Origin of the sequence: Rhodoferax bucti (genome assembly GCF_005876985.1) — a bacterium.
Classification (GTDB): Bacteria; Pseudomonadota; Gammaproteobacteria; order Burkholderiales; family Burkholderiaceae_C; genus Allorhodoferax; species Allorhodoferax bucti.
Map to the genome: position 1 here is coordinate 457,872 of NZ_VAHD01000002.1, position 24,505 is coordinate 482,376.

The following is a 24,505-nucleotide window of genomic DNA, read 5'->3' on the forward strand; positions in this document are numbered from 1 at the left end:
CGGCATGGCAATTCAGTGGTTCCCGGGGCATATGCACCTGACCCGCAAGGCAATTCAGGAGCGCATCAAGGAGATCGACGTAGTCATCGAGCTGCTGGACTCCCGCCTGCCCGGCTCCAGCGCCAACCCCATGCTGGCCGAGCTCACCTCCGGCAAGCCTGCGCTCAAGGTGCTCAACAAGCAAGACCTGGCCGACCCCGAGCGCACCGCGCTTTGGCTGGCCCACTACAACGCCATGCCCGGCGTGCGTGCCTTGCCGCTGGATGCCAGCATGAGCACCCCGGCCAAGGCACTGGTGGCCGCCTGCCACGAGCTGGCCCCCAACCGGGGCGGCATGGCCAAGCCCATGCGGGTGCTGATTTGCGGCATTCCCAACGTGGGCAAGTCCACACTGATCAATACCCTCAAGGGCAAGCGTGCCGCCAAAACCGGTGACGAGGCCGGGGTCACCAAAATCGAGCAGCGCATCACGATTGCCGACGACTTCTATTTGTACGACACGCCCGGCGTGCTGTGGCCGCGCATCATCGTGGCCAAGAGCGGCTACAACCTGGCAGCCAGCGGTGCCATCGGCAAAAACGCGTTTGACGAAGAAGAGGTGGCCCTGGAGCTGCTGGACTACCTGCGCCAGCACTACGCCGGTGCGCTGGAGGCCCGCTACAAGCTCAGCGGCGTGGCGGAGCAAACCGACGAGCAGCTGCTGGACGCCATCGGCCGCAAGCGCGGTGCCTTGCAATCGGGCGGGCGCATCAACCTGAACAAGGCGGCTGAGATCGTGATCCACGACTTCCGCAGTGCGGTGATGGGCCGCATCACCCTGGAAACGCCGGAGCAATTTGCCCAGTGGCTGGCAGAGGGCAAGCAGATCGACGCCGAGCGCCAGATGAAGAAAGACGCCATTGAGATGGCCCGCCTCATCCGCCTCAAAAAGGTCAAGCGCCCCGACCAACCCCGCCACAGCGATGCGCGCGAAGCAGCGGCAGGCAGCGCTGCCGGGCCGGAAGAACCCGGGGTTGAGGGTTAAATAGGTCTCTAGCGCACGTGGAATGTGCGCGAGTAGCTCCTGAATTGATAGCGTTTGCTTGCGGACTCAGCGCAGCTCGGCGCTCAGGTCATCCCACAGCGCCTTGTCGGCCAAGGGCGTTTCCGGCGGCAGCAGAGGGTTGGGAATGCGGAGGATGCGGCGGCCAGACAGCTGCAGGTCTTCCAGCAGGCTTTTCTTGAATACGGCGTAGCGCTTTTGAAATTTGCCGTTGCGCATCAGGATGCGCAAACCCTCTTCGGCCCGCGCGGCGAGCTGCTCGCCCTCTGGCGTGCGTGAGAAGAAAAAGTAGCGCGGCAGCGGGTAGTACAGCAGCAGCTTTTTCTCGATCGTCAGCGATGGATAGGTGTGCGCGTTGGCCGCCAGCTCCGCGCTGATCTCGTTCACTCCGCGGGAAAACAGGTCGAAGCGGCCGGCATCCAGCATGGAGAACAGGCTCTCATACGTGGGCCCGGGCACCACTTGCAACTCCGAGTGGCGCAGGATGTCCCCATCCACCCAATTGCCCGCCTGGCCGATGCTGAATTGCCGCAACTCCTTGAGGCCGCGAATGCTGCCGAGCGCCGCCTGGTTGTTGCCTTTGATGAGAAACAGGCGGTAGCCGGTGAGCCCCTTGTCCAGCGGGATGCGCAGGGGAATAAGTTTTTTCTCGCGCTCCACGCTGGTGGTGCGCGCCATGAGGGTGATGTCTTGCGCCGCGCTGAGCTGCACCTCGGCGCGGCCGGGCGTCATCACTTTTGGGGATGCCTGCAGGGTGTAGGGGCCCCACTTGGCGCTGGTTTCGTCCAGCGCGAGTTGCAGCACGTCCCAGTAAAAATTCATGCGCACATCCGCCCCGCTCTCGGGGGGCGGGTAGATGTAGTTCATGGGGCCGCCCAGGGCTGCGGTGTGCAGCAGCAAGGCGCTGAGGAGTCCCACGAATATCCGAAAGGCGGGGAGTTGCCGCATTACTGCTTCCGCTATGTTTTGGTGCATTGTAAAGCGGCTATATGACAGTGGCCGGCTACCGGGGGGACCGGTTGGGGCTTACTTGCCGACGGCTTTGCGTGAGCCGTCTTCAAACAGCTCGTCGTCGCTCAGCAGGGTGCCTGTGGCGTCCCACGTGCGCTGGCGCTGGACGTTGCCCTTGTTGTCGTAGCGGTCCTCGGTTTGTACCTTGCCATTGTCGAAGTAGCTCAGGTGCAGGCCGATGGGGCGCTCCCGGTAATTGCCCTCCAGCAGGTAGCTGCCCTCGAAGCGGAGTTTGCCGTTGTCCAGAAAGCGCTGGGTACGGCGCACCTCCTGGTTGCCCTCCGGGGTGTAGCTGTCTTTGCTTTGCGGCTGGCCGTTCAGGAAGAAGCGGGCATCGGTGCTCAGGCGGCTGCGCTTGCGGCCGTTGCTCTCGGCCACCACGTAGCTACGCTCGCGCACCAAGGTGCCGCTGGCGTGGTATTCGGCGTCACGCAGCAGCAGGGCGGGGCGGCTGCTTTCGTCCCACAGTTTTTCACGGCGTTTGACACCGTCGTCACCAAAGAAACGCTCGCTGCGTTGGGTGCCACTGCGTTCCTCCTCATCGGTTGGCTGGCCGTTGTTGGCAAAGCGCACTGCCTTTTGCACGGTGCCGGCCAGCAGCGTCTGGGTGCTGCGCAGCTTGCCGTCGCTGGAGTAGCTGGACACGGTGCTGGGTTTGCCGGCAAAGCCGCACAGCGCAGCGTCATCCGCATGCGGCGCCAGCAAGGGCTTGGGGCCGCAGCGCAGTTCGCTGACTTGTTTGGCGCGGTTGAATTGCACGGAGGCGCCGTCGCGCTCGTTGTCCGCCACCCACTCCACCCGCTTGAGGCTGCCATCGTCATACCAGCTGCGGCGCAGACCGCGGGTGTTGCCGTTCACGTTGGTGAATTCTTCGATCAGCTGACCATTGGGCGCCCACTCGCGCTCCAGGCCTTCGCGGGGGCCGTTGGCGGTGGTGGTGAATTCCTTGTTCAGCTTGCCATCGCGGTAGTAGCGCATCAGGCCGAACATGCTGCCGTTGCGCAATTCGTATTCCCGCTCCATGCGGCCGGTATCGCGGTCTTTGCAGCGCACCATGCCGCTTTTGCCGGCGGTTTCCGCGCCATTGTTGGTGTTGATGGATTGGCCGATGAATTCGCAGTCTTGCACCGCGAAGGCGGCGGGTGTGACGCAGATCAAAAGAGTGGCGAGAAGCGTGGGGCGCATGGTCGTGCAGATGATGTAGGTCAAGCACTGTAGCGCAGCCGGCGCGCACAGTGGAGCCATCGATTCACAGGAGGACACCATGTTCAAACACATTCTTTTGGCTACCGATGGCTCCGCATCTTCCGAGCACGCCGCCCAGCTCGCAGTTAACCTGGCCCGCACCCACGGCGCCAAACTCACCGCTTTGTATGTGGCCGACCCGTACCCCTATATCGGCATTGGCGAGATGAATCCTGCCGGCCTGCAAGCCTACGCCTCGGCCGGCCAGCAGCTTGCTGCGCAGGCTCATGCCCATGTGGATGCGCTGTGCCGCGCGGGCGCTCCGGTGGAGCTAGATGCCCGCTTGGTGGAAGACGCTACGGCCGTCAACGGCATTGTGCAAAGCGCGCAAGCGGTGGGTGCTGACTTGATCGTTATCGGCTCCCATGGCCGCTCGGGCGTGGCGCGCCTGGTGCTGGGTAGCGTGGCTGCCAAGGTGGTGGCCCAGAGCCCGCTGCCTGTGCTGGTGGCCCGCTAGGCACACCCGCCCATCGCCCGCAAGCGTCTTCGCGTGCGGGTGCTTGAAAAAGGCTGCACGGCCTCCAGTTACAGCGTTCCTGCAACGCCGCACTTGGGAGACCTGTGGCCTTTCTTTTGTTTTGCCTGGCAGCGCTCTCGCTGCTGGTCGCCTTGGTGGGCTACCCGCGTTGGTTGCGTTGGCGGCGTGCGCGCTGGCAGCAGCAGCCATTTCCTGCCGCGTGGCGCAAGCATTTGCGCAAGCGGGTGCCGATGTTTGCGCGCTTGCCTGCCGACTTGCAGTTGCAGCTCAAAAAACACATTCAGGTGTTTGTGGCCGAAAAAGCCTTTATCGGCTGCGACGGCTTGCGGGTGACGGATGAAATGCGGGTGGTGGTCGCCGCCCATGCCTGCTTGCTGTTGCTGAACCGCACGCGCGGTGTGCCCGCCGACTACTTTGCTGGCGTGCTCCAGATATTGCTGTATCCGGCCGCTTTTGTGGTGGACCGCAGCCACACCGATGCGGCCGGAGTCCACCATGCCGGGCGGCAGGCGTTAGCCGGGGAGTCGTGGTCGCAAGGGCAGGTGATCTTGTCGTGGCAGGACGTGTTGCAGGGCGCGGCCGATGCGCACGATGGCCGCAATGTGGTCATCCACGAATTCGCCCACCAGCTCGACCAGGAAAACGGCCAGGCCATAGGCGCACCCTTGCCGCTGGCAGGTGATGCCAGCCACAACCCGCAACGCTGGAAAACGGTGCTCACTGCCGCCTACCAGCGCTTGCAGGGCGAAGCCTTTATGCACCAGCAGGTGCTGCTGGACCACTACGGTGCGCAAGACCCTGCCGAGTTCTTTTCGGTGGTGTCCGAGGTGTTTTTCGAGCAGGGTGATGCGCTGCGCAGTTACGACGAGGCGCTGTACCGCGAGTTGCAAAGCTACTTCAAGGTGGACCCGGCCAGCTGGTAAGCCGGGCGTCAAGCGCGGCCTGCGGGTGCGCGGCACAATGCTTGCTCTGTCTGGTCTATGTCTTCGCCCGCCCCCACTTCTTCCCCTGCCAAGCCCCTGAACGGGCCGCTGGATTTGTCGTCTGCCTTGCAGGGCGAGGTGCAGCAGCACACCTGGTTTGAGGATGCGCAGGCCATTTTCACCGGCACCCTGTTTGTGAGCCTGGCGCTCATCTTGTTTGGCCAGGCGGGGTTGCTAACGGGCGGCACGGCCGGCGCCGCCTTTGTGCTGCACTACGCCACCGGGGTGAGCTTGGGTAAGCTGTTCTTCTTGATCAACCTGCCGTTTTACTGGTTTGCCTGGCACCGCATGGGGCGGGAGTTCACGGTCAAAACCTTTGTGGCCATTACGTTTCTCTCGGCCATGGCCGAGTGGTCGCCCCGCTTGTTTGCCATTGAGCGCCTGCACCCGGCCTATGCGGCGGTGCTCGGGGGCTTGTTGCTGGGGTCGGGCTGCCTGTTTCTGGCCCGGCACCGCGCCAGCTTGGGCGGTGCCACCATCGTGTCGCTGTATCTCCAGCGCTCACGCGGTTGGCGGGCGGGCATGGTGCAAATGGGCATGGATTGCACCATCGTGCTGTTGGCGCTCACCGTGGTGGACCCGGTGCGGGTGGCCTACTCGGTGTTGGCTGCGGTGGTGATGAACCTTTTTATTGCCATCAACCACCGCCCCGGGCGCTACGCGGTGCTCTAGAAGCCGGGTGGGGCTTAGTTCACACCCAGGAACTCGGCCAGCGCGGCGGTTTCCATGGCACCGGCATTGGTCACGACCTGGCCGGTTTTGATGTTTTTGGCCACCACATAGGGCACCGATTCCACCGCCAGCTTATTGAACAACTCGGTGTTGGCCTTGATGGTGGCTTCTACCTCCGGCGCCACCGTGCTGGGCAAGGGCGTGCCGCCGGTGCCCGCGAGGATGGAGGTTTCATGCGCTGCCATGAACTCTGCCGGATTGGACGCGCTCAAGATGGCCGCCCCTTGTGGCGCGCTTTTGCCGTTGATGAACGACACCGGAATCCACACAAACTTCACTTTGGGCAGCAAAGCCTGCGAGTTTTGCCACAGGTGGCCGCAGTGCGGGCATTGGGGGTCAAACAGCACATAGACCGGGTTGGCGGCCATGAGTGCCCCCACGGTAAAGCCTTTGCCTTCAGCGGCAATCTTGTCATAGGCCTGTGCGGGCGCCAGGGCACCCGATTTCTCGGCAGGCTTGGCCGCACCGTCTTCTTGCTTGCCGCAGGCGGCCAAGGCCCCCACGCCCAGCAACATGGGCAAAGCCAGCAGGTGCAGGCGGTGACGTTGGGGGAGGGAGGAAGCGGAAGAAGTGGCGTTTTTCACAGGCATGGGAGGTATGAAGGGGGGATGGAGATGATATTCAGCGCGGGTAGAGTCGTTCAAACCGGCATTGGTTCCCGCAGTGGTTACTTTACAGGCACCCCCATGCAAGCCCCTGTTGATGCGGGTTTGGAGGCTTGTGAACATAGTTATCCACAAAGTGGCGCACAGTTTCAGGGGGTAATCTGGCGTGGTTTGACGTCGTTTTCTTCAACTAAACCGATTTTTTAAAACTGCTAGCACAAATCCATTCTTCATTCGCAAAACATGCTGATTTGAATTTTTTGAGGCCTGCATCTGCTGAAAAATGAGGCATCGTGTGGAAAGCCAATGCTGGCGCGGATTTGGCGGCTTGTGCCTAGGGTTATCCACAATGTGGCCCACACAGAAATGGGGCAACTTTTTTTGTGCAACAGCCCTTGTGTACCGCACGCGTGAGGGGCGTGCATTGCCGGGTTTTGTTACATCTGCGATAGTGCCGTCAGGGAAGTAACAAATACAAAGGTGGCCTCCACATGCCCCATCGGTTGAAGCTACGCCGTAGCGTGTCATTGCGACGATCTTTGCGGATGCTGGTCATCTGCAGCGTGTTGCCGGCTGCCGTGGTGAGTGGGCTCTTGGCCTATGCCAACTACCGGTTGCAGCGCGACAACGTGGAGCAGCAAACCATGCTGGTGGCCCGCGCCATCCAAACCGACCTAGAGCGGGAAATGGCCGCCATCGAGGCCGCCCTCAAAACCCTGGCCACAGCACCCGAGCTGGCAACCGGCAACCTCGCGGGCTTCCACCAGCGTGCCCAGAATGCGCTGGCGTCTGGCTCGGTGCTCAATTACATCCTGACGGACCAAGACGGCCACCAGCAGCTCAATACCTTGCTGCCCTATGGCGCGCCCTTGCCCCAGACGGGTACGCCCGCACAACTGAGCAAGGTGTTTGACGACAAAACCACGGTACTGACCGACATGTTCACCGGCGTCACTACCAAGAACCACATCATTGCCATGGGAGTGCCGGTACTCGTGCAGGGCAGGGTGGTGTACAGCCTCAATATTGGCCTAGTGCCGGCACGCATCAACCAGTTGATTGCCCGCCACAACATTCCGGACGGTTGGGTGGTGGCGGTGCTGGACAGCAGCGGCAGCATCGTCGGGCGGTCCCGCGATCCTGAGCGTTTTGTGGGGCAAAAAGCTGGAGCTGAGGTGTTGGCCTTGATCGTCAAGCGCAGCGGGGGAGTGCTGGAGTCGCACACCAAAGACGGTATTCCGGTCATTACCGCGCTGGCTCCATCTCCGACCTTGGGGTGGACGGTCGCGGCTGGCGCACCGCGCGAGCAACTCAGCCGGGACTTGATCTGGCAGCTCGCCCAGGTGCTGGCGGGCTTAGCGGCGGCGTTTGCCTTGAGCTTGTGGTTGGCGCACAGGGCGGGTTTGCGGGTGCTGTCCTCGGTGCGCCAACTCAACGATGCAGCCTTGGCCCTGGGCCGTGGGGACGACGTGACCTTGCCGACCCTGGAGTTGCAAGAAGCGCAGGCGGTGGGCACCGCGATGTTGCAGGCGGCCGATGCCATGCGGCAGGTGAAGTTTTTTGCCCAACACGACGCCTTGACCGAGCTGCCCAACCGCCTGCTGTTCGATGAACTGGCCACCCGGGGCATGGCACTGGCCACCCGGCGGGGCCAGCCCATGGCCTTGCTGGCACTTGATCTTGATGGCTTCAAGGCGGTGAACGACACCCTAGGTCACGCCAAGGGCGATGAAGTGCTTAAAACCGTGGCGTTGCGAATATTGCAGAGCATCCGCGCGTCGGATGTGGCGGCCCGCATTGGGGGGGATGAGTTCATCATCCTGCTGGTCGACATGACGGCCGAGGCCGCCATGCAAAGCGCGGAGCGCCTGGTGGAGCTGCTGTCCGCCCCCTACGCCGGGGTGCTGGCCCCTGTGGGTGCGAGTGTGGGGGTGGCCATGTTTCCCCAGCATGGCAAAGACATGAAAGCCCTGATCCAGGCCGCAGACCAGGCGCTGTATGCCGCCAAAGCCGCAGGCAAGCGCCGTGCGGTGCTGGTGCGTTGAGCAAAGCAGCCGGCCACTGTTACCACAAAAAAACAGCCCCGCAACGGGGGCTGCTAGAGCTGCTTATTTTTTGTGCGTCGTGTCACAAGCCAAGCGGGATGCGGGTTTTCGCCCTTGTGAACACGCTTATCCACAATGCAGTCCACATGCGCTTGGGGTAAGTTTTTTTCAACTTTTTTTGCCCCGCGCGCGGCAAACAGACCGTGGGTTTGTGCTAGCCGGGGCTTACTCTTCCAAAAAGTTGGCAATCGTGGCGCCGGCAGCTGGGTCACGCGGCTTGCGTACACCGTGCTTGGCCAAAATTTCGATGTAAAACTGCTTGCCGCCTTCTTTGGCGATGGCGTCCACCAGGCCGATCAGCTCGGCGGAGTGGGCCACCACGGCATCTTGCTCGGTGGCGCCAAAGCGGCAGTCAAAGTCCCAAAAGTCCACGCCTTCGGGCAAGGCGCGGTTGCGCTCGCGCTTCATGTATTTGCGGATTTCGTGCTTGGTGGCATCCAACAGGCGATCGGGGTGTTTGCCTTCAACCTGAAGGGGGAATGTCTTTTTCATGGGGGAAATCCTTGCGTACGCGGGTGGGCGATGATACGCCCCATGCACCATACCCCCCGCGAACAGCACTCCACTCCCGACAAAGACGCCATTGCCCTGCTGCCCGAGTTCGGCCGCTTGGGGCTGGACCGCATCACCTTGGTCAGCACGGGCCCGCAAGCCCATGCCGCGATGGCGCTACTGAGCCAAGCCCGCGTCTGGGGTTTTGATACCGAGTCCAAACCCACCTTCAAAGTGGGTGAGGTGTCGGACGGGCCGCACGTGTTGCAGCTCTCTACCCCGCAGCGTGCATGGGTGTTTCAGCTGCATGAGCCGGAGTGCCGTGCGGTGGCTGCACAGCTGATGGCCTTGCCGGGCGTGGTGAAAGCGGGCTTCGGCCTGGGGGACGACCGCAAGCGCATCCTGCACAAGTTGGGGGTAGAGCCCCTAGGCGTGCTGGAGCTGAACCATGTGTTCCGCGAGCGGGGGTACCGCAAAGACATGGGCGTCAAGGGCGCGGTGGCGGTGCTGTTCAAGCAGCGTTTTATCAAGAGCAAGAAGGCGGCCACCAGCAACTGGGCGGCTCCGCGTTTGACAGATGCCCAACTGGTCTACGCGGCCAACGATGCGTATGCCGCTATCCGCGTGTACGACGCGCTGGGTCTGTAAACCCCCACACCAGCAGCAGGTTGTTGGCCGGCAGGGCATGGCGGGCTTGCAACTGCAGCCCGGCGAGTGCGGCTTGGGCTTCCACGTCGGCCAGCTGGCGGATGCCAAAGCTGGCGTCATGGGCTCGGAGGCTGGCATCGAACTCGATATTGCTTTGTGTGGGCGGCACCCCGGCTTCAAAGTAGGGGCCGTAGGTCACCAACACGCCGCCATTGGCCAGGTACTGTGCGGCGCCACGTATGAGTGCACCGCAGGATGCCCAGGGCGCGATGTGCAGCATGTTGATGCACAGCACCAGGTCGTAGGGGCCTGCGAGTTCTGAGTCCGGCGCAAACCAGGGCTCCTGGCACACATCGAGCTGCCGGGCGATGTCGATATTGGCTAGATCTGATTCGTTGGCGCGCACTTCAATGTTGTAGAGCGCGCCGCGGTGCACCTCGGTGGGTTGCCAAGTCCACTGCGGCAAATGCTGCGCAAACCAAACCACGTGTTGCCCGGTGCCCGAAGCAATCTCCAGCGCCCTGCCGCTGGCGGGCAGCAGGGCTTGCAGCACCTCCAGGATGGGGTGCTTGTTACGCTCAGCAGAGGGGCTGTGGTCGGGCTGCGCCATGGGCAATACCGCGCTGGGCATGGTTCAGTGGGTCACGAACTCGTAGCTGACTTCTTCGCTTTCCACCATGTCGAGGATGTCGTTGAGCTCGTCTTCGCTCTCGGTGCTGCTCCAGGTGTCTTCGGGGTCGGTGGCAAACAGGGGCTCGATGGCGATGTCCAGGAACTGGCCGTTGGGCAGGCTCAGCACGGGGGTGCCTTCGGAGGTTTCGACCAGCGCCCAATCGTCGGGTACCGACATTTCCAGTTGGATGGTGACTTTGAGTTTTTTCATGGAAAGGTCCTTGTGGGGGGAATGGTGTGAGGCGGCGAGGTTAACCCAGTTGCGTGAATGGCGGAGCGCCGCAGGTCGCAGGCGGCTGCCTTAACACAGGTTTTTACGCCCGGAGGCGAGGTGTTTTGCACTGCCCATTTTTTGAGCATGCTTGTCAAACCCAATGCCGGCGCGGATTCCGGCGTTTGTAAACACGCTTATCCACACAACAGCCCACAGGTGCTTGGGGTAAGTTTTTTTACTTTTTTTGCACCGGCAGGTGCATCTGCACCCAGCGCACGATATCGGCTTGCCCCATGGCACCCGGCTGGCGGGCCACCTCGCGGCCGCCTACAAAGAGCGCCAGTGTGGGGATGCTGCGGATCTGATAGCGCGCGCCCAGTGCCTGCTGGGCATCGGTGTCCACTTTGGCTACACGGAGCTGCGGCTCCAGCTGTGCCGTGGCCGCTGCATAAGCTGGTGCCATGGAGCGGCAAGGGCCACACCAGGGCGCCCAGAAGTCCACCAGCAACGGGATGTGGCTGCGGTGCAGGTGTTTGTCGAAGGTGGCTACCGTCAGCTCCAGCGGCTTGCCGGTAAAGAGGCTGCCCTTGCAGCTGCCGCAGTCGGGGGCGCTGCCCAGTTGGTCGACACGCACGCGGTTGGTGGTGTGGCAGTGGGGGCAAACAATGTGGAGGGCGTCAGTCATGCGCAGTAGCTTAGGCCTTACTCCCTAAGAAACAACAGGCACTAGGGTTAACCCTTGCATGCATTTAGGGTTAACCCTATACTGCGGTGCAACATCACTTGTTTTTACTTAAGGAGCTCACCATGGCCAGCACGACACTCAATGCAATCTCTCTGCCCCAGAACGCACAACCCACTGTGGGCGCTTCTTTGCAGGCGCTGTGGGTGGCCGGCAAGAGTCTGACGGTGGCTCTGTGGCAAGTTGCCTTTGGCGCCACCGTGGTGGAAGCCACCAGCGTGCGTTTCCAGGAAGCCGAAGAACTGCGCACTTACGCTGCCAGCATCCAGAAGTCGGACCCCGAGTTCGCCTCGGACCTGTTTGCAGCCGCTGACCGTCACGAAGGCTTGTAAGCCCTTCTCTGCCCTCGTGATGCAGACACCACACCGGCTGTGCTGGCCGGGTGGTGCCCGCAGGCCCCCTTACATCGTGGGGTAATCGGTGTAGCCCTTGGCACCGGGCGTGTAGTAGGTGCTGCTGTCAGGCGTGTTCAACGCCGCCCCCGCTTTCACGCGTTCCGGCAGGTCCGGGTTGGCAATGTAGCTGTTGCCGAACGCGACCGCATCCAGTTTCCCGTCTTTGATCGCTTGCTCTGCCTCTTGGGGCGTGTAGCCCATGTTGCCGATCAGTACCCCTCGGTAGTTTTTCCGTGCGACCGTCATCACGTCGGCCTTTTGCACACCAAAAAAGTCAGCGCGCATCAGGTGCAGGTACGCCAGTTTGAAGCCGTTGAGCTTGTCCGCTAGGTAGGTAATCAGGCCCACGGGGTCGCTGTCTTGCATGCTGTTGTAGCTGTTCAGCGGCGACAGGCGCACGCCCACGCGCTCTGAGCCGATGGCGTCGCTTACAGCGGCCAACACTTCAAATAAGAAACGCGCACGGTTTTCTAGCGAGCCGCCATAGGCGTCGGTGCGCTGGTTGCAGCCGTCGCGCAGGAACTGGTCAATCAGGTAGCCGTTGGCGCCGTGCACTTCCACCCCGTCAAAGCCGGCGGCGATGGCATTTTTGGCACCTTGGGCGAAGGCCGCGACGATGTCTTTGATCTCTTCCTCGGTCAGCGCATGGGGCACCGCGTGCGGCACTTTGCCGTTGAGAGTGTGGATCTCGCCTTCAATCGCGGTAGCGCTGCTGGACACGGTGCGGACACCGCCATTGATGTCGGGGTGGGCCGCGCGGCCGGCGTGCCAGATTTGCATGAAGATGCGGCCGCCCTTGGCGTGCACCGCGTCAGTGGTTTTCTTCCAGCCGGCAATTTGCTCGGCGGAGTACACACCCGGCTCGGCCACGAAGGCAGAGGTGCCCTCGGTGACCATGGTGCACTCGGTGATCAGCAGGCCACCGCTGGCGCGCTGGGCGTAGTACTCGGCCATCAAATCGTTGGGCAGGTGCTCCACACCAGCGCGGGTGCGGGTCAGGGGGGCGAGCACAAAGCGGTTTGGCAGGGTGAGCGCACCGACTTGGAGGGGCTTGAATAGTTCAGTCATAAAGCCTTCAGAAAACAGTGAAATGGGTTGTGAGGGGCGCGAGTGTGGCACCGGCGCATTAAGTCCGGTGCGGTGGGGTTACTCGGTTTTGGGTTAGTGCATCCGGTGTAATGCGCGCGGTTTAACCCGCTGCCAGCGCCGCGTCACGCACACGGGCCAGTAGCCGCTGCCGGATCAGCCCGCTCACCGGGCGGATCAGCCACCAGTAGGGCGTGAAGCGCAGCGTGGACGCCCGGTCGTTGCAAAACACCCGTGTTTCGGTGTGCAGCCAAGTGCCGCCACCTGCATCGGGGCGGGTGCTGAAGTTGAGCACCAGTTTGACAAAGCCCGGTTCGTTGAACGCTGCAAAGTGGTCCGGCCCGGCCATAAGGACTTGCCCGTAGTCCGCCTGCCAGAACTTGCCCACCAGCCCGAGGGCGATTTCGCGGTCGCCATCGCGCCCCAGCAGGGTGAAGTTGTCAATGCCAAAGGGCGCTTGGGTGCTCAAGTGGCTGTGGCCACCCAAGGCGCCCCGCAAGCGGTCCGGCAGCTCGCGCAGCTGGATGAAGCGGCGTGCCCACGGGTCGTCGCTCACCCCCGGCTGCAGCACCGCGTCCAGTAAGGCCGCGGGTCGCGCTGCGGTGAGCAGCCGGTGCTTTTCGCTGAACTGGTACTGCGGCATGAGCCGCTCGATCAGCTCCATGGAGTGTGCTTACTTGGCCGCGAATTGGGCGTAGTAGGCTTGTATGGTGGGTGTCTCGCCAACGCGCTGCATGTGGGCGTTGAGGGCCGGGGCCACGCGCTCTACCAGGTCGGTGGGCACGTGGTCGAAGCGGCCGGAGTTTAGGGCGCGCACGTCCACAAACACTTTGAGGTCGGCTACGGTGAGGCGGCCGTCGGCAAAAAACTCGCCGCCTTGGGCTTGCAGGCGCTGCTGCAGCCAGCCCAAGTACACGGGCATGGAGCCGTTGACCAGCGCCAGGCGCGCGGCTTTTTGCTCTTCGCCGCTCATGCGGAAGGTGGGGCCCATCTTCACGCCGGCTTCTTCCACCACATAGGTCACTTCGTCGCACAGCAACGCTTGCAGCGGGTCGGTGGGGTACAGGCCGGCGAGCTTGCCGGCAAAGCGCAGGATGGCGTCGCTCTGGGTGAACTGGGCGCCGTCGACATGGAGCGTCGGCACCTGGCCGAAGGGTGTGGACTTGCGGAACTCGGCAAATGCTGGGAAGGCAAAGCGGTGGTCTTCAAACGCCACGCCGCCGATGTGCAGCGCCAGGCGCACGGGCTCGGCGCGACCGCCGTGCATGTCGAAGTAGTTGAGTTGGAGTTGGGCCATGTGAGGAATCCTGGTGGGGGGTAGGGGTTGCCTGCAGCACACGAGGCTGGGGCCAGCGCATTCTATGCAGCGCGTGGCCGCCGCTGCCTGGCTGGTGGCGATGGCCTTTGCCCACACCGGCCGTTCGCGCCCCATTACAAGCAAAAATGGCCTCTGGCGCCCGAATACTGTGCGCGAGCAGCTACTAAAATCGTAGCAAAAATACTCTTTACCTGAGCTTGCTGTATGACCTCTTCCCGTTTCTACCCCATCGGAACCCCTGGCCAAGCGTGGGGCCCGGCCGACGTGCAACAGTGGCGTGCACGCCAAGTGCGCCAGCGCAGCTATGCCGACGACGTGCTCGCCGCCATTGAGCCGCTGCGCGCGCAGTGGGATGTGGAAAGCTATGGCGAGGTGGTCTATGCCGCCGCCGCCCAAGGTGAAGAGCGCTTCCCGCTCATGGCGCTACGCAGCCGGGGCTGGCGCAGCACCTTACCCACGGTGCTGGTCACCGGCGGGGTGCACGGCTACGAAACCAGCGGCGTGCATGGCGCATTGCGCTTTGCAGCGGAGCATGCTGCGGCGTATGCGGATAAGGTGAACCTGCTGGTGGCCCCCTGTGTCAGCCCCTGGGCCTATGAGCGCATTCAGCGCTGGAACTTTGATGCGCTGGACCCCAACCGCAGCTTCCGCGCCGACAGCCCCGCCCAAGAGAGCGCGGCCCTCATGCGTCTGGTGGCACCCCTGCTGGGCCAGTTTGCCGCGCACATCGACCTGCACGAAACCACCGACACCGATGAGAGCGAATACCGCCCCGCCGTGGCCGCGCGCGATGGCAAGCCGTTTGAGCCCGCCACTATCCCTGATGGCTTCTATCTGGTGGACGACACCGGCAACCCCCAACCCGCATTCCAGCAAGCCATCCTGCAGGCGGTAGAGCGTGTCACGCACATTGCGCCCACTGACGGGGAGGGCGGCATCATCGGCACACCTTTGGTGGCGCGTGGAGTCATTGAGTACGACATGCGCGGCCTGGGCCTGTGCGCCGGCATCACCGGCGCGCGCTACACCAGCACCACCGAGGTCTACCCCGACAGCCCCCGCGCCACGCCCGAGCAATGCATTGCCGCGCAAGTGGCAGCGGTGTGTGCAGCTTTGGACTTTGTGATTTCAGACAAGCGGTAAGCGCTGGCGGGGGCATCCCACCGCTGTTTGATCTTGATTAAACCGGCCACGGCCCGCTCGCCCAAAAATGCTTTCCATCACTTTGGAGGCTTTCATGACCCGCACCACCGAGCAGCCCACGTATGACGCCTTGGACGCCTGCCACCGGCAGATTCAGGAGCATGTGTTTGTGTTGAAAGCGATGGTCGAGCGGCTGGCCGCGCAAGGGGTGGACGACGTAGTACGTGCACAGGCCGCTGCCATTGAAGCGTTTTTTTCCAGCACCTCGCGCGAGCACCATGCTGAAGAAGAAGCCAAAGTTTTCCCCGCGCTGCTGCACAGCGGCGATGCCGCCTTGGTGGCCGCCGTGCGCAGCCTGCAACAAGACCACGGCTGGATTGAAGAAAACTGGATCGAGCTGGCCCCGCGCCTGCGCGCCATTGCCACCGGCCAGGGGTGGATCGACGAGGCCGAGTTACTGAGCTACGTGGATGTGTTCACCGCGCTGATGGAAGACCACATTGCGCTGGAAGAAACGCTTATCTACCCCGAGTCCAAAGCCCGCTGGGCGCAGGCTGTGGCCGCGCGCCGCCAGCGCTTGGGTGCACCGCAGGCCGCTTAACTGCGTTCCAGGTCCTGAATCAGCGTCTTCACCTTGGTGGTGATGATGTCCACCGCCGGGTCGTTGGCGCCGTGGGGCAGGATGACGTGGGCGTGCCGCTTGGTGGGCTCGATGAACTGTTTGTGCATGGGGCGCACGGTTTCCAGGTACTGCGCGATCACGCTCTCGGTGCTGCGGCCGCGCTCAGTAATGTCGCGTTGCAGGCGGCGGATAAAGCGCACGTCGGCGGCTGTATCCACAAAAATCTTCAGCGACATCATCTTGCGCAGGTCGGGGTCAAACAGTGCAAACAGGCCTTCGATCACGATCACCGGTGCCGGCTTCACCACCACCGTGGTGGGCGCGCGGTTGTGCTTCACGAAATCGTAGGTAGGCATGTCAATGGCTTCGCCGCTACGCAGGGCTTGCATGTGCTGCACCATCAGCGGCCAGTCAAAGGCATCGGGGTGGTCGTAATTGGTTTTGACGCGCTCTTCGAGCGAGAGGTGCGTCTGGTCGCAGTAGTAGTCGTCCTGGTAGACCACCGAGGCCATCTCGGGGCCGATGGAGGCCAGCACCTGGCGCGTCACCGTGGACTTGCCGCTGCCGCTGCCCCCGGCTACGCCGATCACGAAAGGTTTGTTATTGGTTTTAGGCATGGGGTGTTCCGCTTCCGTGACGACAAAGCGCGCTATTTTACGAGCGGGGCCTAAGAACCCGCCGCCAGCAGTCGCGCGCTCACCTCGGCGGCATCGGGCGTGGTGAACTGCATGTTGTGCTGCTCAGTGAGCGGGCCACCGCCGGGCTCCATGGCGCCGGCTGCGTCGTAGCCCATGGCCTTGAACTTCCAGACCGCGCCAATCTTCTTGAGCGAACCCACATGCGCGCCATCGGCCGTGTGCACGGCCAGCACATCGGCATTCACGGGTAGCAGCTGCAAAGGGCCTGCTACAGGGCCATCAGGCAGGTGGATGAATTTGGGGATAAGAGCCATGGCTTGCTGTTCGTTGTGGATAAAAAGCAGTGCTAGCGCCGGTGGAGGGTGCGCTAGTAGCTACTAAAAGCGTAGCGCAAGCTACTTGAGTTCGTCCAGCAGGCTTTGCACTGATGCCAGCAGCGGTGGAAGGGCTGCCTCGTCCACATCCGACCAGAGGGCGCGCGGGTCACGCTGCATAAACTGCTTCGCGATTTCCGTTGATGCTGGCCAGCACGTAAGGGTTGCGGATAGCGCTAGGTTCTACCAAGTCCACCCCGCGCCCCAGCAAAGCTTCCAGGTCTGCCTTGGCACCGTAAAGCGCTCGGAGCCCTGGCTGCACACCCGGTGCGAACTCGACCAAAAAATCTGCATCGCTGCTGTCGGGGTCAAAGTCCACGGCCCGCGCTGCCGAGCCAAACACCTCCAGGCGCTGAATCTGATAGCGCTGGCAAATGGCGGAGATGCCGGTACGGTGTTGAGCAATAGCGGGGTGCATGCGCGGGAGTTTACTGGAGGGACCTAAGCCTGCCAAACCCCAAACCCGGCGGATTGCAGGTCTATGGCGACCTCGATTTCTTTGTCCACCGCGTCGTCGTAGCTCATGGGGTTAAAGCCCTCGTACAAGTCGGGCAGCAGGCGCAGGCCGTATTGCTGGGCGAAGCGGTTGGCCTGGATGCCGGCTTTGTGTTTGTCGAAGCGCACATCCGGGTCCAGGCCGGTCATGCCCACGTACACGCAGGGCTTGCCGTCCACATAGCCCGGGTTGTTTTTGCGAAAGCGGGGCTCCAGCAGCACGTCTTGGTGCAGCTCAATCACATAGACGTAGTGGTGCTTGCGGCGGGCCATGCGGCGAGTTGCTAGTGCGTGGTTACAGCACCCAGTGCGTTTGCAGCATCTGCGCGGGAGTGCGGGGCTCGTCGGGGTCGGTCACCAGGGTAATCTGCCAGCCATCGCCTGCGGCTTGGGCGGCAATGCCCTCCACCTTGGGTGCGCCGGCCAGCAACTGCAGCTTTACTTGCCCGTCGGGGGTGACGATGCCAATGGCGGAGCCCACGCAGGCGCCGTCGTGGTAGCTGTCGTCGGTGCTCTCGGCCACGGCGCAAAAGGCCCAGGCACCGCCGTGCAGGGGCGTGCCATCGGTCAGGCTCAGAGGCACACCGTCTACCTCGCCCAAGTCCATGGTCTGCACATTGTGGGGGGCGGGCGGCTGGGGCTGCAGGCCTGCCAACCAAGGGGCAAAGTGGCTCCACTCGTAGCGAATGCAGGCGCTCAAGGCGTTGCCCTTGTTGCCCCGCTGCAGCAAGAGCAACTCGTTGCCCAGCAGGAATGCGCCTTCGATGTTCAGGTCTGCAAACCGCTCGCGCAGCGGCGCATACAGTGGCGCCAGATCGACAGTACCCACTTGCCCAGCCGGGGCGCCCTGCGCATTCAGCGGCAGCAGCACGCCGGTTTCGCGCTGCGGTTTGGAGCCAGACCCCAAGGCCAGCAAGGCCCCGTGGGCGTGGCCGGGGAGGGGCGGCAATTGGGCCAGGGTTTCGAAGTCGGGTTTGGCTTTTTTGCGCGCGCCCTTGTCGTGCGGCAAGTTGCCCTCCAACAAGCGAAGCAGCGCGCCGGGTGCGTGCATGGCGCTGCTGTCAAACACGCCCAGGTGCACCTCGTCGTCGGCCACCACATACAGGCGATCGCCCACGCGCACCAAGCCGCTGGCCGCACTCAAGTGCGCCACACCACGCGGGTGGTCTGCCGGGTTGAGTGTTAGCTGGCGCAGCAGCTGTGGGGTGAGGGTATGGCTAGCTTGGGGCATGCGGGAGTATAGAGATCTGGATTGCCGGATCTAAGCGGAATAGGCCTCTAGCACACGTGGAATATGCGCGAGTAGCTACTAAAAGTGTAGCAAGCATGCTGCCGAAAACCTAGAACGAAGACCCCGGTTCGCTCAGATAAGCCAGCTCCTCGGGCGTGGAGGTGCGGCTCATAAATGCGCTCCTTCAACGAAGGGTAAGTATTTGCTGCGAGAGTGGCGGCAAATCGTTCTGGATGGTTTGCCAAACGATGGCAAGGTCTACCGTGAAATAGCCGTGCGCCAGTGCATTGCGCATTTCATAGGCAAAACCCCAAGGTACGGTAGCGTGCTGCGCAGCAAAGTCGGGGTGATTTTTTGCGATGTTGTTGCAGGCTTCGCCTATGACTTCCAGGTTGCGAATGACAGCATCGCGGGTCTTGCGGTCCGCCATAAATCCGGTCAGGTCCATGCCCGTGGTGTATTCCTGAATGTTGCCAATTGCTTCCAGAATGTGCTGCAGGTAGTCTGCCACCCGCAACGGGTGCGCACGGCTCATACGGCCATGGCCTCGCGCAGCACCTGATCGCGGAACTTGGCGGGGAGGCTGTTCGGTGTGAGTACATCCACATCCATGCCCAGAAGCTGTTTCAGCTCAAACCGGATGGCGCCAATGTCCATCAGCGTGGTTTGTGCTGTGGGTTCCACCAGCAAGTCCAAGTCGCTGTCAGTCGTATCGTCGCCGTGTAGTGCCGATCCAAACACCCGTACACCGCTTACACGGTGGCGCAGCGCAATCTCGCGGATTTGCGTGCGGTGCAGGGAGAGGGCTTCGGAGGGGCGCATGGATGGGAGTTTACCGGAGCAGGCTACTTATGTGCCAAATTGGCCTCTGGCGCTCATGGAGTATGCGCAAGCAGCTACTAAAAGCGTAGCAAGCATACTGCCACAAGCCTAGAACGAAGACCCCGGTTCGCTCAAGAAAGCCAGCTCCTCGGGCGTTGACGTGCGCCCCATGATGGCGTTGCGGTGGGGGTAGCGGCCAAAGCGGTCGATGATCTCTTTGTGGCGCAGCTCAAAGCGCAGGGTGTCTTCCATGCCCGGCTGCGAGAACAGGGCCACGGCTTGCGCGTGCACCAGCGCGGACTCGCTGTGCATGTAGGCAAAGCTGCGCTGCGCCAGGGGCAGGCTGCGGTCCTGCCCACTGGCCACCAGCTCTTGCGCCAGCACCAAGGCCAGCGCGTCTTGCGCAAAGGCGCGGGCGGTGTCGCGGTACACATTGCGCGAGAACTGGTCCAGCACCAACACCTCCGCCAGCCGCCCCTCGGGCGTGGCGCACCAGGCAAACAGCTCACACCGCGCCGCAGCCTCCAGCGTGGCGCCGAAGCGGGTGCGGATGGCTTCGTCCAAGGCAGCGTCTTTGGCGAAGTGCTGTTTGGGGGTTAGCTCGTTGAACCAGAAGTGGAGGATGGATTGGGCTGTCACAGGTGTAGGCGCTTTGGGGCTAGCCAATCAGACCATTTGAATGACAAGCTTTTTGCCACAGGCTTGCGCGTACTTGCGCAGGGTCGCAAACGATGGGGAATGCTTTTCGCTGCGCAAGGATGCTTCCAAGCGCGAGACAGCAGACACCGTAGTTCCCATGCGGCTTGCCACATCCGCCTGGGTCAGGCCCGCTGCTTGGCGCGCGTCAAGCATGGTGTGCAGGGCGGTGTATTCCTCTTCCAGTGCGTCAAATGCTTTCTTTACGCCAGGTTTGGCCAGCAGCGCCTTGCGGAACGCCGTGTCATGCGGCACAGGTTTGTAGCCAGTTTCAGCCATATTGCACATCCTTCAGTCGTTTACGGGCCAGACGTAACTCTGTGTCTGGTGTCTCTTGGGTCTTCTTCACGAATGAGTGGAGTACCACAATGGTGTGGCCCACTTGTGTGCAATAGAAGACCCGTCCAATGCCCTCTGGCCCCTTGGGGCGCAATTCGAAAAGGCCTGCGCCCATGGCCTTGGAATGCGGCATACGTAGATCAGCGCCATGTAAGGCCATCGCATCCGTGAGACGAACATAGTCCGCGACGATGCCCGCCGGCATGGCCAGAACTTCTTTTCGAACACGATCGTTGTAGTAGGTGATGGACCAAGTCATTAAGTATGAATATTAGCATATTCGCTAAGTATTGGCATCTCAGTACAAGCTGAATCAGTCCATAAACCTGAGGCGAAGACTCTGTTTATTGCGCCGACTCTAGCGCGTCCTGCGCAAAGGCGCAGGCGGTGTTGCGGTACACACTGCGCGAGAACGGGTCCAGCACCAACACCTCCGCCAGTCGTCCCTCGGGCTTGGCACCCAAGCGAGTGCGGATGGCTTCGGCCAAGGCAGCGTCTTCGGTGAAGTGCTGCTTTGGGGTTAGCTAGGTGAAACAGAAGTGGAGGATTCTGTTTGAATGCATAAAAAGTGCCCGGATGAACGACTCTCTGTCTTCCAATTCATATCAAGTCGTGAGAAGCAAAAAATATCCAGTAACATCCCGATGTGGTGGGATTAACGTGCGTTACCGCTTTTGCAACTAACTCGCGCCCGCCACACCTATCTTTCGTGCCGAGTGGCTACTACTAGCGCACTGTGTCTTTTCGGTATCCAAGGGGAAGAGAGTTGAGCAACTCTTGCCAAAAATAACTTGAGTTGTTCTTTTGTTTTATTTGGCTTCCAATTTAAATCGATTGATTGTGTATTCGCATACCCTTCAAGAAACGCATTTGCACTACCTGTTACCTGTCCTAGGCATTGGATCAAAATCTCTTCGCGTTCTTTTTTGTAAACTACATCTTTCAAGTTTGGAATTTGAGAGATGAGTTTTTCTCTTATTTTTCTATCCAAATCACCTGAAAATCGTCGTTGACAAATGATGGTAAAGCTTTCTGTGGTTGGAGCTGTCGTTTCGATTTCCTGGATCAAAAATTTAAGGTAACGATCAGCATACTTAGAAAGTGATTGTTGCGGGTTAGGCTTGAAAGAGACTAATCGGACCGAATTATTCGGTTTTTTAAGAATATATTTGGTTGCACTTTCCGCAAATATTTTTTTGTACTTGTCGGTGCTGCGATAGCTTAGTCGACGTCGATATCTTGTTGATTTTTTTATGGCATAGATTTCGCTTCGAGTAATATTTTCATTTGAAATTAACCAACTGCCGAATATAAACTCTGGGTGGCCAAAAATCCCGCTTTGATCGAGCACTAGTAACTTATTTGTGTCAATTTTTTGAGCGCGCGTGCTTGCACCTAAAAATAGAACGCTGCCCAGAGCAATAAATGCGCGTCTTAGCATTTATCTAGTCTCAATAAGTTCACATTGAGAATATTTCCTTGGATCAAAGGAAATATCCTGAATTGATACATTCGGGAATTGGATAGCAATCTGCTCTCGCGTTTGCGATTTCTGGAGAGTGGATATCGCAATTGCCTCCGCTTTTGTAAAAACTACACCCGAAATATTTGATCCAGCAAAACGGACTCTGTTGAGATTGGAAAATGATAAATCTGCCTTGGCTAAATTCGCATTGTTAAAATCTGTGTCTGCGATGCTGGAGTTTTTTAGATTCGCATCTCTTAGTTCGGCACTTTCAAAACATGTTTTTGAGATATTTGTATTTCGAAGATTAAGTTTGGGTGCTGTAATTCTATCCAAACGAGATTCAGTTATTGTTGCACCCTTTAAGCTAAAGTTTTTCATATTTGAATCTTGAAGAAAAGTTTTGGTAATTATTATTCCGTCAAAATTCAAATTTGAAAAATCTACATTTTGTAAGTCGACATTATTGATTTCAAACTTTTCTTTGTCATTTAAATTTTTGGAAAGAATGCTAATTAAATTGAGTGCGTCATGGATGGTGGAGTCCGTTGCTGCCTGTTTAAGCGATCCAATTGCGTATCGTTGATTAAAGTACGCGATAAATAGAGGCTTTGCAACCGTGGATACTTCTGGCTGTTTCGTTAGTAACTCAGTTAATTTTGCAAAGGCTGCAGCTTGAGTAACTGGTTCTGTTGAGTTGAGAGCTGTTATTAATTTCTCAGTAGATTCAATTTGAAATCCAAGTGATAGACATCTGCTTCGCAGTGCATCGCGATCACAAATTGTAGTGACATTTCCTAAAAGTGCCGCCATTGCCGCGATCGGGATCCCAAATTGGAGACATATTTTGAGTATCTTTAACCAGTCAGTTGAATTTTTTGCCATTTTCACATTCGGTTTACCTTTGCTCAATACGCCCCCCTGTTGTTCTGTCGTTGGATGAGTGTTTAGATCTGCAGCACAAGCGCGACACGCAAGTATTACTTCCCCCAAGAATCCTTCAACCCCACCGCCAAGTTAAACACCGGCTTGTCCGCCTTGTGGTCCACGCGGTCGGCCACAAAGTAGCCGTGGCGTTCAAACTGGAACTTCTGGTCAGGTTGGGCATTGGCCAGTGACGGCTCCACGATGGCGGTCACCACCTTCAGGCTGTTGGGGTTCAGGCTTTCCAGGAAGTCTTTGCCGCCCGCGTCGGGCTGGGCGTCGCTGAACAGGCGGTCGTACATGCGCACTTGCGCCGACACGCCGTCGGCCACGCCCACCCAGGTGATGGCTGCTTTCACCTTCACCAGGTCGGCGCCGGGGGTGCCGCTCTTGGTGTCGGGTACCACTGTGGCCAGCACTTCGGTAATCACGCCATTGGCGTCTTTGGTGCAGCCGGTGCACTCGATCACGTGGCCGCCCTTCAGGCGCACCTTGTTGCCGGGGAAGAGGCGCTTGTAGCCCTTGGGGGGCACTTCTTCAAAGTCTTCGCGCTCGATCCACACCTCTTTGCCGATGGTGAAGTGGCGAACCGGTGATTCGGTTCCCTCGGGCGGGTGGGGCAGGGCAGGCATACTGCATGCGTCCAGATAGGCGTCGCCACCTTGGGCGGCAAACACTTCGCCCCAGTTGGTCAGCACCAGCTTCACGGGGTTCAGCACGGCCATGCCGCGGTGGGCGGTGTTTTCCAGGTCTTCGCGCAGGCAGCCTTCCAGGGTGCTGTAGTCGATCCAGCTGTCGCTCTTGGTCACGCCAATGCGTTCGGCAAACAGTTGGATGGCGGCGGGCGTGTAGCCACGGCGGCGCAGGCCCACGATGGTGGGCATGCGCGGGTCGTCCCAACCGCTGACTTTGCCTTCGTTCACCAGCGCGGCCAGCTTGCGTTTACTGGTAATCACATAGGTGAGGTTCAGGCGGGCAAATTCATACTGCTTAGGCGCGGGGGCTGCCAGCAGGCCGCTCTCACACAGGCGGTCCATCAGCCAGTCGTAAAACGGGCGCTGGTCTTCAAACTCCAGCGTGCAGATGCTGTGGGTGATTTGCTCCAGTGCGTCCTCAATCGGGTGCGCAAAGGTGTACATGGGGTAGATGCACCAGGTGTCACCCGTGTTGTGGTGCGTGGCGCGGCGGATGCGGTAGATGGCCGGGTCGCGCATGTTGATGTTGGGGCTGGCCATGTCGATCTTGGCGCGCAGCACCATCGATCCATCCTCGTGCTTGCCATCGCGCATTTCGCGGAAGCGGGCCAGGTTTTCAGCGGGCGTGCGGGTGCGGAAAGGGCTGTCCACACCGGGCTTGCCGAAGTCGCCCCGGTTCACGCGCATTTGCTCGGGCGTTTGCTCGTCCACATAGGCGTGGCCGGCTTCGATCAGCGCTTCGGCGGCGCGGTACATAAAGTCAAAGTAATCGCTGGCCTGGTAGGGGGCCACGCTGTAGTCGCCCTGGCTGCCGTTCCAGTCAAAGCCCAGCCACTTCACCGCGTCGATGATGCTGTTGACGTATTCGGTGTCTTCTTTTTCGGGGTTGGTGTCGTCAAAGCGCAGGTGGCACACGCCACCGTAGTCGCGCGCCAGCCCGAAGTTGATGCAGATGCTCTTGGCGTGGCCTACGTGCAGGTAGCCGTTGGGCTCGGGCGGAAAGCGGGTGCGAATTTTGGCGGGGTCGGGCTCGCCAGCAGCGTGGTGCGCGGCGTCGCCGGGGGTGCCGGCCCAGCGGCGTGTGGCGTAGGTGCCTTTTTCCAGATCGGACTCGATGATCTGGCGCAAAAAATTGCTGGGCTTGACGGTGTCTGGGGCGGTGTTCGCTGGGGTGGGGGTGCTCATTCGCTGATTTTAGACGCGGCCCGCCGCGCGCCCTTGCATGCGGGTATCTACTGTTGGAGGGGGCTTTGGGCCTGGGCGTACACTGAATTTGATAATTTTGAACTCTGC

Annotated in this window: 33 protein-coding genes; 9 read left to right on the forward strand and 24 right to left on the reverse strand. The window is 60.6% G+C overall.

The genetic code is table 11. The annotated features are described in order from the left end of the window. Window positions 1-4 precede the first annotated feature (4 nt). Window positions 5-1,024 (forward strand): ribosome biogenesis GTPase YlqF, encoded by a 1,020-nt coding sequence (gene ylqF / locus FDM28_RS08735; protein WP_138514768.1) that lies wholly within the window; start codon window positions 5-7, stop codon window positions 1,022-1,024. Window positions 1,025-1,090: 66 nt separating this feature from the next. Here the strand turns inward: ylqF and FDM28_RS08740 are convergent, their stop codons facing one another. Continuing rightward, window positions 1,091-1,990 carry a type 2 periplasmic-binding domain-containing protein gene (locus tag FDM28_RS08740; protein WP_138514769.1) on the reverse strand — a complete coding sequence of 300 codons (900 nt, stop codon included), beginning with the start codon at window positions 1,988-1,990 and terminating at the stop codon, window positions 1,091-1,093. 78 nt (window positions 1,991-2,068) lie between these two features. Further along, window positions 2,069-3,238 (reverse strand): toxin-antitoxin system YwqK family antitoxin, encoded by a 1,170-nt coding sequence (locus FDM28_RS08745; protein ID WP_170211678.1) that lies wholly within the window; start codon window positions 3,236-3,238, stop codon window positions 2,069-2,071. A 79-nt stretch (window positions 3,239-3,317) separates the two neighbouring features. Between FDM28_RS08745 and FDM28_RS08750 the strand changes: the two genes are divergently transcribed. The 3 genes from FDM28_RS08750 to FDM28_RS08760 all read left to right on the forward strand — a co-directional run bounded on the left by FDM28_RS08750 (window position 3,318) and on the right by FDM28_RS08760 (window position 5,431). Next, entirely contained in the window at window positions 3,318-3,755 is a 438-nt protein-coding gene (locus FDM28_RS08750) for a universal stress protein (RefSeq protein WP_138514771.1), read from the forward strand. Window positions 3,756-3,859: 104 nt separating this feature from the next. Then, on the forward strand, window positions 3,860-4,699 hold the full coding sequence (locus tag FDM28_RS08755) for a M90 family metallopeptidase (RefSeq protein WP_206021939.1): 840 nt from the start codon (window positions 3,860-3,862) through the stop codon (window positions 4,697-4,699). 57 nt (window positions 4,700-4,756) lie between these two features. After that, entirely contained in the window at window positions 4,757-5,431 is a 675-nt protein-coding gene (locus FDM28_RS08760) for a YitT family protein (RefSeq protein ID WP_138514772.1), read from the forward strand. 14 nt (window positions 5,432-5,445) lie between these two features. Here the strand turns inward: FDM28_RS08760 and FDM28_RS08765 are convergent, their stop codons facing one another. Continuing rightward, the gene (locus tag FDM28_RS08765; protein ID WP_240791955.1) at window positions 5,446-6,081 is read right to left on the reverse strand and encodes a thioredoxin domain-containing protein; all 636 of its coding nucleotides are present in this window, start codon (window positions 6,079-6,081) and stop codon (window positions 5,446-5,448) included. Window positions 6,082-6,587: 506 nt separating this feature from the next. On the opposite strand from FDM28_RS08765, the gene FDM28_RS08770 reads away from it, so the two are divergent. Then, window positions 6,588-8,141 (forward strand): sensor domain-containing diguanylate cyclase, encoded by a 1,554-nt coding sequence (locus FDM28_RS08770; protein WP_138514773.1) that lies wholly within the window; start codon window positions 6,588-6,590, stop codon window positions 8,139-8,141. A 225-nt stretch (window positions 8,142-8,366) separates the two neighbouring features. On the opposite strand, the gene FDM28_RS08775 is transcribed toward FDM28_RS08770, so the two are convergent. Next, window positions 8,367-8,693, reverse strand: a complete 327-nt coding sequence (locus FDM28_RS08775) for a DUF6172 family protein (RefSeq protein ID WP_138514774.1) — start codon at window positions 8,691-8,693, stop codon at window positions 8,367-8,369. 42 nt (window positions 8,694-8,735) lie between these two features. On the opposite strand from FDM28_RS08775, the gene FDM28_RS08780 reads away from it, so the two are divergent. Continuing rightward, window positions 8,736-9,341, forward strand: coding sequence for a 3'-5' exonuclease (locus tag FDM28_RS08780; protein WP_138514775.1), 606 nt, complete (start codon window positions 8,736-8,738; stop codon window positions 9,339-9,341). Here FDM28_RS08780 and FDM28_RS08785 read toward each other — a convergent pair. The 3 genes from FDM28_RS08785 to trxC all read right to left on the reverse strand — a co-directional run bounded on the left by FDM28_RS08785 (window position 9,310) and on the right by trxC (window position 10,912). Continuing rightward, a complete protein-coding gene (locus FDM28_RS08785) occupies window positions 9,310-9,972 on the reverse strand; it encodes a DUF938 domain-containing protein (RefSeq protein WP_240791956.1) in 663 nt (220 codons plus the stop codon). The two genes, FDM28_RS08780 and FDM28_RS08785, sit on opposite strands and share 32 nt — an antisense overlap. Window positions 9,973-9,975: 3 nt before the next feature. Then, window positions 9,976-10,224, reverse strand: coding sequence for a hypothetical protein (locus FDM28_RS08790; RefSeq protein WP_138514776.1), 249 nt, complete (start codon window positions 10,222-10,224; stop codon window positions 9,976-9,978). 238 nt (window positions 10,225-10,462) lie between these two features. Then, window positions 10,463-10,912: a thioredoxin TrxC gene (trxC, locus tag FDM28_RS08795; protein WP_138514777.1), complete on the reverse strand. Its 450-nt coding sequence runs from the start codon at window positions 10,910-10,912 to the stop codon at window positions 10,463-10,465. 122 nt (window positions 10,913-11,034) lie between these two features. On the opposite strand from trxC, the gene FDM28_RS08800 reads away from it, so the two are divergent. After that, window positions 11,035-11,301 (forward strand): hypothetical protein, encoded by a 267-nt coding sequence (locus FDM28_RS08800; protein ID WP_138514778.1) that lies wholly within the window; start codon window positions 11,035-11,037, stop codon window positions 11,299-11,301. 69 nt (window positions 11,302-11,370) lie between these two features. Here FDM28_RS08800 and FDM28_RS08805 read toward each other — a convergent pair whose 3' ends face one another. The 3 genes from FDM28_RS08805 to FDM28_RS08815 form a co-directional block, all read right to left on the reverse strand. Beyond that, complete coding sequence (locus FDM28_RS08805; RefSeq protein WP_138514779.1) at window positions 11,371-12,432, reverse strand: alkene reductase; 1,062 nt, start codon at window positions 12,430-12,432, stop codon at window positions 11,371-11,373. Between the two features lie 121 nt (window positions 12,433-12,553). Continuing rightward, window positions 12,554-13,114 (reverse strand): hypothetical protein, encoded by a 561-nt coding sequence (locus FDM28_RS08810; protein ID WP_138514780.1) that lies wholly within the window; start codon window positions 13,112-13,114, stop codon window positions 12,554-12,556. Window positions 13,115-13,123: 9 nt separating this feature from the next. Further along, window positions 13,124-13,747: a glutathione S-transferase family protein gene (locus FDM28_RS08815; RefSeq protein ID WP_138514781.1), complete on the reverse strand. Its 624-nt coding sequence runs from the start codon at window positions 13,745-13,747 to the stop codon at window positions 13,124-13,126. Window positions 13,748-13,972: 225 nt separating this feature from the next. Between FDM28_RS08815 and FDM28_RS08820 the strand changes: the two genes are divergently transcribed. Next, window positions 13,973-14,911 (forward strand): M14 family metallopeptidase, encoded by a 939-nt coding sequence (locus FDM28_RS08820; RefSeq protein ID WP_138514782.1) that lies wholly within the window; start codon window positions 13,973-13,975, stop codon window positions 14,909-14,911. 94 nt (window positions 14,912-15,005) lie between these two features. Further along, window positions 15,006-15,512: a hemerythrin domain-containing protein gene (locus tag FDM28_RS08825; RefSeq protein ID WP_138514783.1), complete on the forward strand. Its 507-nt coding sequence runs from the start codon at window positions 15,006-15,008 to the stop codon at window positions 15,510-15,512. On the opposite strand, the gene udk is transcribed toward FDM28_RS08825, so the two are convergent. The 14 genes from udk to FDM28_RS08895 all read right to left on the reverse strand — a co-directional run bounded on the left by udk (window position 15,509) and on the right by FDM28_RS08895 (window position 24,397). After that, window positions 15,509-16,150 (reverse strand): uridine kinase, encoded by a 642-nt coding sequence (udk, locus tag FDM28_RS08830; protein ID WP_138514784.1) that lies wholly within the window; start codon window positions 16,148-16,150, stop codon window positions 15,509-15,511. The two genes, FDM28_RS08825 and udk, sit on opposite strands and share 4 nt — an antisense overlap. A gap of 50 nt (window positions 16,151-16,200) precedes the next feature. Next, window positions 16,201-16,485 carry a hypothetical protein gene (locus tag FDM28_RS08835; RefSeq protein WP_138514785.1) on the reverse strand — a complete coding sequence of 95 codons (285 nt, stop codon included), beginning with the start codon at window positions 16,483-16,485 and terminating at the stop codon, window positions 16,201-16,203. Between the two features lie 169 nt (window positions 16,486-16,654). Then, window positions 16,655-16,963: a nucleotidyltransferase family protein gene (locus tag FDM28_RS08840; RefSeq protein ID WP_138514786.1), complete on the reverse strand. Its 309-nt coding sequence runs from the start codon at window positions 16,961-16,963 to the stop codon at window positions 16,655-16,657. A 23-nt stretch (window positions 16,964-16,986) separates the two neighbouring features. Beyond that, the gene (locus FDM28_RS08845; protein WP_138514787.1) at window positions 16,987-17,313 is read right to left on the reverse strand and encodes a hypothetical protein; all 327 of its coding nucleotides are present in this window, start codon (window positions 17,311-17,313) and stop codon (window positions 16,987-16,989) included. A gap of 22 nt (window positions 17,314-17,335) precedes the next feature. After that, window positions 17,336-18,271: a DUF6929 family protein gene (locus FDM28_RS08850; protein WP_138514788.1), complete on the reverse strand. Its 936-nt coding sequence runs from the start codon at window positions 18,269-18,271 to the stop codon at window positions 17,336-17,338. 184 nt (window positions 18,272-18,455) lie between these two features. After that, window positions 18,456-18,806 carry a HepT-like ribonuclease domain-containing protein gene (locus FDM28_RS08855; RefSeq protein ID WP_138514789.1) on the reverse strand — a complete coding sequence of 117 codons (351 nt, stop codon included), beginning with the start codon at window positions 18,804-18,806 and terminating at the stop codon, window positions 18,456-18,458. Beyond that, the gene (locus tag FDM28_RS08860) at window positions 18,803-19,093 is read right to left on the reverse strand and encodes a nucleotidyltransferase family protein (protein ID WP_138514790.1); all 291 of its coding nucleotides are present in this window, start codon (window positions 19,091-19,093) and stop codon (window positions 18,803-18,805) included. Before FDM28_RS08860 ends, FDM28_RS08855 begins: the two co-directional genes overlap by 4 nt. A 108-nt stretch (window positions 19,094-19,201) precedes the next feature. Further along, a complete protein-coding gene (locus tag FDM28_RS08865) occupies window positions 19,202-19,732 on the reverse strand; it encodes a DUF924 family protein (protein WP_138514791.1) in 531 nt (176 codons plus the stop codon). Window positions 19,733-19,759: 27 nt separating this feature from the next. Continuing rightward, a complete protein-coding gene (locus tag FDM28_RS08870) occupies window positions 19,760-20,068 on the reverse strand; it encodes a helix-turn-helix domain-containing protein (protein ID WP_170211680.1) in 309 nt (102 codons plus the stop codon). Beyond that, complete coding sequence (locus FDM28_RS08875; RefSeq protein WP_138514793.1) at window positions 20,061-20,387, reverse strand: type II toxin-antitoxin system RelE/ParE family toxin; 327 nt, start codon at window positions 20,385-20,387, stop codon at window positions 20,061-20,063. Before FDM28_RS08875 ends, FDM28_RS08870 begins: the two co-directional genes overlap by 8 nt. A gap of 85 nt (window positions 20,388-20,472) precedes the next feature. Beyond that, a complete protein-coding gene (locus tag FDM28_RS08880) occupies window positions 20,473-20,616 on the reverse strand; it encodes a DUF924 family protein (protein WP_240791957.1) in 144 nt (47 codons plus the stop codon). 212 nt (window positions 20,617-20,828) lie between these two features. Next, on the reverse strand, window positions 20,829-21,569 hold the full coding sequence (locus FDM28_RS08885) for a hypothetical protein (RefSeq protein ID WP_138514794.1): 741 nt from the start codon (window positions 21,567-21,569) through the stop codon (window positions 20,829-20,831). Further along, on the reverse strand, window positions 21,570-22,505 hold the full coding sequence (locus FDM28_RS08890) for a pentapeptide repeat-containing protein (protein ID WP_138514795.1): 936 nt from the start codon (window positions 22,503-22,505) through the stop codon (window positions 21,570-21,572). A 68-nt stretch (window positions 22,506-22,573) separates the two neighbouring features. Then, on the reverse strand, window positions 22,574-24,397 hold the full coding sequence (locus tag FDM28_RS08895; protein WP_138514796.1) for a glutamine--tRNA ligase/YqeY domain fusion protein: 1,824 nt from the start codon (window positions 24,395-24,397) through the stop codon (window positions 22,574-22,576). Window positions 24,398-24,505: the final 108 nt, after the last annotated feature.